Origin of the sequence: Roseiarcus sp. (assembly GCF_052145395.1) — a bacterium.
GTDB lineage: Bacteria > Pseudomonadota > Alphaproteobacteria > Rhizobiales > Beijerinckiaceae > Roseiarcus.
This window is the reverse complement of sequence record NZ_JBKQOT010000599.1, coordinates 1-7,647: the sequence shown is the minus strand read 5'-3', so window position 1 is coordinate 7,647 and position 7,647 is coordinate 1. Positions and strand designations below refer to the sequence as shown.

Here is a 7,647-nt window from a genome sequence, read left to right as displayed (position 1 = left end):
GGGAAAACCTCAGGCGCTTCGCCCCGCGCGCCGCCCGTGACACAATCAACGCCGCGCGCGCCAAATTCGACGGTCCGCCACCGGAGCAAATCGTCCTACATGATTACGAGCTGATTCCTGATCCGGCGCCGGAAGGCCGCCTCAGCCTTGTCCTTCCCACCCTGTCGTCGACGGCAATTTTCGGCGGCGTGGCGACAGGCGTCGATCTCCTCTTCGCCAGCGCTCGGGCGCTCGACATGCGCCCCCGCCTGATTGTCGATGAATTCCGCGATCCGACCGACCTTTCCTACCTCAAGAGCGTGGCCAGCCGCTACGCATTCAAATCTGACGAAATCGAAGTCATCTCCCGAAGCGCGAGCACTCAACCGCTTTCGGTGCGCGGAAAGGATTTATTCTTTGCTTTCAACTGGTGGGTCGCGCTGAACCTGCGCGGCCTCCTTTCGCAGCAGGCCTCGCGCTTCCCAACCCCCAGACCCCGGCCGCTGCTCTACATCCTCCAGGAATACGAACCCGCCTTCTATGACATGTCGTCGACCCACATGACGGCGCGCGCCGCGTTGGACGGCACGCAACGCACCTTTGGCATCGTAAATTCTGAGGAGTTGCATCGTTATTTTCGAGCGCAAGGGCACGCCTTCGAACGCGAGTTCGTCATCCCGCTGCGACTGTCGAAAAGTATGAAGCGCGCCCGTAGCAGTGCTAATGCGCCGAAACAAAAGACGATTCTCGTCTATGGACGTCCTGGAATTCGGCGCAACTGCTTTTCCTCCGTCGTCGCCGGCCTCAAGGCTTTCGTCCATGACTTCCCAGAATATCGGGACTGGAGTCTGGAATCCGCCGGGGGCAGCCACAACTCGATCGACCTCGGCGCCGGAAAGCGCCTCGTCCCGCTTGGCAAGCTCTCACTTGAACATTACGCTCACAAACTCGAATCCGCCGGCGTCGGTCTATCGCTGATGGCTTCGCCCCATCCGAGCTACCCGCCGGTCGAAATGGCTCATTTCGGCGTACGCACCGTCACCAATACATATACGTGCAAGGATCTCTCCAAGGCCCATGAAAACATCCTGTCCATCGGCGATGTGCTTCCCAAAACCATAGCCAACGCCCTTGCCCGCCAGTGCGCGGCTGTCGTCGCCGATCCGCGGGGCGGTTGGCGGAGCCGATCCATGCTGCCCGACTACTCTCGGACGACGCCTATCCGTTCCTGCCGGACCTGGTCCAGGCGCTTCGCGAAGACGCCCCTGACCCCGCCAAGCAGGCGCGCCATCTCGCGCCCTCAGCTTAGCTTAAACCCGGCCTTCGGGCGCGACGGGCTTGTCCTCGCCCGAACGCCGGGCGCGAAGTGACTTCACCGGCAACTGCCGAGGGCCGTCGTTTTCCCGTAGCTGCGCACTCGGAGCTTGCGGCCCACATGGCGTCCGACGGCCTTGTCGCCGCCGTACGGCGGATCTCGCCCGGCGTCAGACGATGCCCGAGGACGATCCCGCGGTGTCTGGCCGCTCTTCGGCCTTCCGCGACCGGTAGCCGGAGGCGCGGTAGGTCGCGACCGGATCGATGGCGCCGCCATTCCGGCGCCGGGATTCCGCGAGGATCGGCGACACGTCGGCCTGGAAGCCGGCCTTGAGGAGCCTGTGCGCCAGCATAACGTCGCTCGCGTCCTGCGCCGCCCCGAGCGCCGCGCGGTCGACCGCGAGCGCCTGGGCGTAGGCGCGCTGGACCTCGATCGCCGAAACCATCAGGCTCTCGATCGGGTCGGTCACGTTGTGCGACTGGTCGAGCATGTAGGCCGGGTCGAAACCCGGCGCCTTGCGCTCGGCCGCGTCCACGAGTTCGTTGAACACACGGAACAGCCGGAACGGGTCGATTGAGCCGGCGTCGAGATCGTCGTCGCCGTATTTCGAATCGTTGAAGTGGAAGCCGGCCAGCCGGCCGGCGCGGATGAGGCGCGCCACGATCTGCTCGATGTTGACGTTCGGCGCATGATGGCCAAGGTCGACGAGGCAGAACGCCTTCGGACCCAAGGTCTGGGCGGCCATCAAGCTCGAACCCCAGTCGGCGATTACCGTCGAGTAGAAGGCCGGCTCGTAGAGCTTGTGCTCGAGGAACACGCGCCAGTCGGCGGGCAGGCTCGCATAGATCTGGGACAGCGACTCGATATACCAGTCGAACACGTGGTCGAGGTTCGACTGGCCGGGGAAGTTCGAGCCGTCGGCGATCCACACGGTCAGCGCCTTCGAGCCGAGTTTCTCGCCGATTGCGATGCACTCGATGTTGTGCGCCACCGCCTGGTCGCGCACGGCCTTCGTCGCATGGGTCAGCGAGCCGAACTTGTATGAGAGTTTCTGCCCGGGCTGGTCCTGAAAGGTGTTGGAGTTGACCGCGTCGAATCCGACGCCGAGCGCCTTCGCATGCTCCCCGAGTTCTTTGGTGTCGCTGACCTTGTCCCAGGGGATATGGGGCGAGCAGGTCGGCGTCGCGCGGGTGAGTTGGTGGATCGTTGCGCAGTCCTCGAGCTTGTCGAACACGTTGCGCGGCTCGCCGGGGCCGGGAAAGCGGGCGAAGCGCGTGCCCCCGGTTCCGACGCCCCAGGTCGGAACCGCGACGGCGAAAGCGGCGACCTTGGCGGTGATCGCCTCGATGTCGAGACCGCGCCGCTCGAGCTGCCTACCGAGCGCGGCGTAGTCGTCCTCGAGCGCGGGCGCGCGCTTGGCGTTCTCCTCGGCGATCAGCGAGTCAGGGATTCGGTATGACATGTTTTCTCCTCCGGCCCGTTCCCTCGGCCATCGTCATTGCAGGGAGAGAAACGACGAAACAATCCACCGGCTGTAAGGCGCCCCTCGACCTACTGGATTGTTTCGTCGCGCTTGCAATGACGGACATAAGTCGGACCTGCATTCGTTCCGCCTACCGCGCAAAGCTGACTGCGTTGCCGGCGTCGACGTTGAGGATATTGCCGGTGCTCTTGGCCGACAGGTCCGAGGCGAAATAATAGGCCGCCTCGGCGATGTCCTCGGGATAGACGGACCGCTTCAGCAGCGACCGCTGGCGATAGACCTCTTCGAGCTCGCTCTCGGAGACCTTGTTGGAGGCGGCGCGCTGGGCGCGCCACTCGCCCCGCCAGATCTTCGAGCCGCGCAGTACGGCGTCCGGATTGACCGTATTGGCGCGGATGCCGAACGGCGCGCCTTCGAGCGCGATGCAGCGGGCGAGGTGCACCTCCGCCGCCTTCGCCGTGCAATAGGCCGCGGCGCCCGGCGATGCGGCGAGCGCGTTCTTCGAGGCGATGAACACGATGCTGCCGCCGAGGCCCTGGTCCTTCATGACCCGATAGCCTTCGCGCGCGGCAAGGAAATAGCCGGTCGCGAGAATGGCGATGTTGCGGTTCCACAGTTCGAGCGACGTGTCCTCGAACGGCGCGGCCGAGGCGATGCCGGCGTTGGCGACGACGATGTCGATCCCGCCGAAGGCGAGGACCGTGTCGCGCACGGCGGCCGCCACAGCGCTCTCGTCGGTCACGTCCGCGACCGCGCCGATGGCCGCGTCACGGCCGAAGCTCTTGCGGAACTCGGCGACCGTGTCGTCGAGACTTGCCCGATCGATGTCGGCTAGCGCGACGCAGGCGCCTTCGGACATCAGTCTGGCTGCCATTGCGCGCCCGATGCCGCCGGCCCCCCCGGTGATCAGCGCGACGCGGCCGGCGAGCGCCCTGGCTTTAGGCATACGCTGGAGCTTCGCCTCCTCGAGCAGCCAGTATTCGATGTCGAACGCCTCCTGTTCGTCAAGCCCGACATATCGGCTGACGCTCGACGCGCCTCGCATGACGTTGATCGCATTGACGTAGAATTCGGCCGCGATGCGCGCCGTCGCCTTGTCCTTGGCGAAGGACAGCATGCCGACGCCGGGCACGAGAGTGACGACCGCGTTCGGATCGCGCATCGCCGGCGAGTTCGGGCGCTTGCAGCGTTCGTAGTAGGCGGCGTAGTCCGCGCGGTAGGCTTCGAGGCTTCCGTCGAGCGACGCGATGACCCCGTCAAGATTATTTGCCGCCGGCTCGTACGCCAGGACCAGCGGCCGGATCTTGGTGCGCAGGAAATGGTCCGGGCAGGACGTGCCGAGCGCGGCGAGGGGTTTGAGGTCGCGCGAATTGACGAATTCGAGCACCTCGGGCGCGTCGGTGAAATGGCCGACCTTGAGCTCCATCGCCGAGATGCGCTTGCGCATCGCCGGCAGGAGTTTCGCAGCGACCGTCCGCCGTTCTTCGGGCGGGAGCGCCTCGACCGCCGCGCCGCCGAACGCCGCGCCCTTGCTGTTCGCGGCGAGCCAGGCCGACGCCTTGTTGATCATGGCGAGCGTCGTCTTGTAGCAGGCCTTCGACGTCGGGCCCCAGGTGAAGAGGCCATGGCCACCGAGCACGACGCCTTTCAGCTTCGGGTTCGCCGCAGCGAGGTCGCCGAGCTTCAGGCCCAGATCGAAGCCGGGCCGCTGCCACGGCAGAAATCCCATCTCATCGCCATACACCTCTCGGGTCAGAGCCTTGGCGTTGGCGCTTGCTGCGATCGCGATCACCGCGTCGGCGTGGACGTGGTCGACATGGGCGTGCGGAATGAAGCCGTGCAGGGGCGTGTCGATCGAGGTCGCGCGCGGATTGAGGTTGAATGTGCAGTGGTTGAAAAGCGCAACCATTTCGTCCTCGTGCTCCAGGCCGCGATAGATGGCTCTCAAATCGAGGAGCTTGTCGAGATAGAGGGTCGAGAAGCCGTTGAGCTTCATCGACCCGATGTCGCCGCCCGAACCCTTGACCCACAGCACCTTGACTGTTTCGCCCGTCAACGGATCCGACCCGTCGATCTTCGCCGAAGTATTGCCCCCGCCGAAGTTGGTGATCCGGAGGTCGCTTCCGAGCAAATTCGATCGGTAGAGCAGCAGGTCGGGCTCGTCGAGCTTGGTAGCGTGCGCATCGTCCCAGAGGTCGGGTAGGGGCGCATAGAGGCCGGAGGCAGGGCCGCTCATGGGTCGTTCCTCTCGATTGTCGAGCGATTTTGACCAAAGACTACGCATGCAATCACAACCCGTCAATCCCATCGCTGCATTGTGCGCTGCGATGAGCAAATTCGCTCAAATTCGATTGACAGCACCGAGGGCGAATGGCAGCGTAGCGCGCAATCAAGGACCGATCGAGGGAACGGCAAGGAACCATGCGCGAGCATCAGCGCGCCGAAATCGTCCGAAACCTTCTGGCGGAGCGCGGGTTCCTGTCGATCGCCGACATCATGGCGGCAACCGGCGTCTCCGCGGCCTCGGCGCGGCGCGACGCCGTGCGCCTTGCGGGCGCTGGCTTGGCCGAACGTCTGCACGGCGGGATCCAGGCGCTGGATGGCGCGTTCTCCAAGGCTGTGTCCCCGCTCGCAACCCGCTCTTTCGATTCGAGCCGTACGGTCAATATCGCGGCCAAGCGGGCCATCGCCCGGAAGGCCGTCGAGATGTGCGCGGAAGGCGACGTCGTGATCATCAACGGCGGCACGACGACCTATCAGATGTCGGAGTTCCTGCGCGGCACGCGGCTGAAGATCCTGACCAACTCCTATCCGCTCGCCGAATTCCTAATCCACGAGACGAATAACCGCGTCGCTCTTCCCGGAGGGGAGGTGTATCGTGACCAGAAGCTGATCGTCGCGCCGTTCGACGACGACGCGATCCAGCATTATTCGGCCCGGATCATGTTCATGAGCGCGATGGCGGTCGGGCCTCTCGGAGTGATCGAAGGCGATCCACTGATCGCCCGCGCCGAGACCAAGCTGCTTAAGCGCGCCGATCGGCTGGTCGTTCTCGCCGATGCTTCGAAGTTCGGTCCGCGCGGCAGCCTCGTCGTGTGTCCGCTTGCCCGCATTCAGACGCTCATTACCGATTCCGCGGCGCCTCCGGACGCTCTCGCCATGCTCAGGGATGCAGGCGTGGAGACGATCGTGGTCGAACCCGACGCCCAGTCGACGGAGGCCGCATGAGCGCCGCCCCATCGACCGCGCCGCTCCTCGACGTGCGCAACGTCGAAAAGACGTTTCCCGGCGTTCGCGCGCTCACCGGCGTATCGTTCGACGTCCGGGCGGGCGAGGTGCACGCCCTGCTCGGCGAGAACGGCGCCGGCAAGTCGACCCTGATCAAGATCGTCTCCGGGGTCTACCAGCCGGACGCCGGCGAGATCCTGATCGACGGTCGCGCGACGCGCTTCGCCTCGCCCGAGGACGCCAAGCGCGCCGGCGTCGCGACGATCTATCAGGAGCTCCTGCTTTTCCCCGAATTGACGGTGGCGGAGAACATCTTTCTCGGCCACGCGCCGCGGGCGGGCGGCGGCCGGATCGACTGGCGCGTCATGCGCGCGAAGGCCGAGGCGTTGCTTGCCTCGCTCGAAATCAACGACCTCGCCGCCGATCAGATCGTTGGCGCGCTTTCGGTCGGCCACCGCCAGCGGGTCGAGATCCTGCGCGCGCTGTCGCACGACGCGCGCATCCTCATCATGGACGAGCCGACTGCGGCGCTCACGGAGGGCGACGTGACGCGGCTGTTCGACATCGTGGGCCGCCTCAAGGCGCGCGGGGTCGGGATTGTCTATATCAGCCACCGGCTGGACGAACTGTTCGAGATCGCCGACCGCGTCACGGTGCTGCGCGACGGCGCCTATGTCGGGTCGCGTCAGGTGGCGGACACCAACGCCGCCGAACTCGTCCAGATGATGGTCGGGCGCCGGATCGAAAACCTTTTTCCCAAGTTCGCGGTCCCGATCGGCGGCCCGGTGCTCGAGGCGCGTGGCCTCGTCTGCCATCCGATGACCAAGGACGTGAGCCTGACCGTGCGCGCCGGCGAGATCGTCGGCCTCGCCGGGCTCGTGGGGTCCGGCCGCAGCGAGCTGGCGCAGGTCCTGTTCGGCATCACGCCGGCGGAGCATGGGGACATCCAGCTCGCCGGAAAGGCCGTGCAAATTGATTCGCCGGAGCGCGCGCGCGCCCGCGGGATCGCCTATGTGCCCGAGGACCGCGGTGTGCAGGGCCTCGTGCGACCGATGAGCGTCCTGCACAATTTCTCGCTCGCGGCGCTCGGCGCGCTCTCGCGCCTGGGATTCATCGACCGCGCCGCGGAGCGCCGGATGGCGGAGGCGGGCGTGCAGCGCTTCAGCGTCAAGACGAGCTCCGTCGACGAGGTCGCCGGACGGCTCTCCGGCGGAAACCAGCAGAAGATCGTGCTGGGCAAGTGGCTCGCCAACAATCCGAAGCTGCTCATCCTCGATGAGCCGACGCGCGGCATCGACGTCGGCGCCAAGGCGGAGATTCATCGCCTGATGTGCGAGCTTGCCGGGGAGGGCGTCGCAATCCTGATGATCTCGAGCGAGCTGCCCGAGGTGCTCGGCATGAGCGACCGCGTGCTCGTCATGCGCGAAGGGCGGCTCGTCGCCGAGTTCGACCGTGAGCATGCGACCTCGGAGGCGGTCGGCGCGGCGATGATGGGCTCTGACGCAACGATGGAGCGTGCGTCGCAGTAGCGGCGCGAGCCGCAGGCTCAGGAACAAAAACCCTGGCCACCGACATTTCCTCCGCCTCGCCGCCCGCGACCGCCGAGACGCCCGTCGCTGGACGCCGTCGCCTTCCGCCGGAG

General features: G+C 65.8%; 5 protein-coding genes. 3 read left to right on the top strand and 2 right to left on the bottom strand.

Annotation, left to right across the window (positions count from 1 at the left end):
- The first annotated feature begins 44 nt into the window (after nt 1–44).
- Nucleotides 45–1,349 carry a rhamnosyltransferase WsaF family glycosyltransferase gene (locus ACLP25_RS20620; RefSeq protein WP_442471022.1) on the top strand — a complete coding sequence of 435 codons (1,305 nt, stop codon included), beginning with the start codon at nt 45–47 and terminating at the stop codon, nt 1,347–1,349.
- A 114-nt stretch (nt 1,350–1,463) separates the two neighbouring features.
- Here ACLP25_RS20620 and rhaI read toward each other — a convergent pair whose 3' ends face one another.
- Nucleotides 1,464–2,756, bottom strand: coding sequence for an L-rhamnose catabolism isomerase (gene rhaI / locus ACLP25_RS20615; protein WP_442471021.1), 1,293 nt, complete (start codon nt 2,754–2,756; stop codon nt 1,464–1,466).
- Nucleotides 2,757–2,907: 151 nt separating this feature from the next.
- The gene (locus tag ACLP25_RS20610; protein WP_442471020.1) at nt 2,908–5,013 is read right to left on the bottom strand and encodes a bifunctional rhamnulose-1-phosphate aldolase/short-chain dehydrogenase; all 2,106 of its coding nucleotides are present in this window, start codon (nt 5,011–5,013) and stop codon (nt 2,908–2,910) included.
- A gap of 185 nt (nt 5,014–5,198) precedes the next feature.
- On the opposite strand from ACLP25_RS20610, the gene ACLP25_RS20605 reads away from it, so the two are divergent.
- Together ACLP25_RS20605 and ACLP25_RS20600 are read left to right on the top strand one after the other, a co-directional pair.
- Nucleotides 5,199–6,005, top strand: coding sequence for a DeoR/GlpR family DNA-binding transcription regulator (locus ACLP25_RS20605; RefSeq protein WP_442471019.1), 807 nt, complete (start codon nt 5,199–5,201; stop codon nt 6,003–6,005).
- A complete protein-coding gene (locus ACLP25_RS20600) occupies nt 6,002–7,534 on the top strand; it encodes a sugar ABC transporter ATP-binding protein (RefSeq protein ID WP_442471018.1) in 1,533 nt (510 codons plus the stop codon). Before ACLP25_RS20605 ends, ACLP25_RS20600 begins: the two co-directional genes overlap by 4 nt.
- Nucleotides 7,535–7,647: the final 113 nt, after the last annotated feature.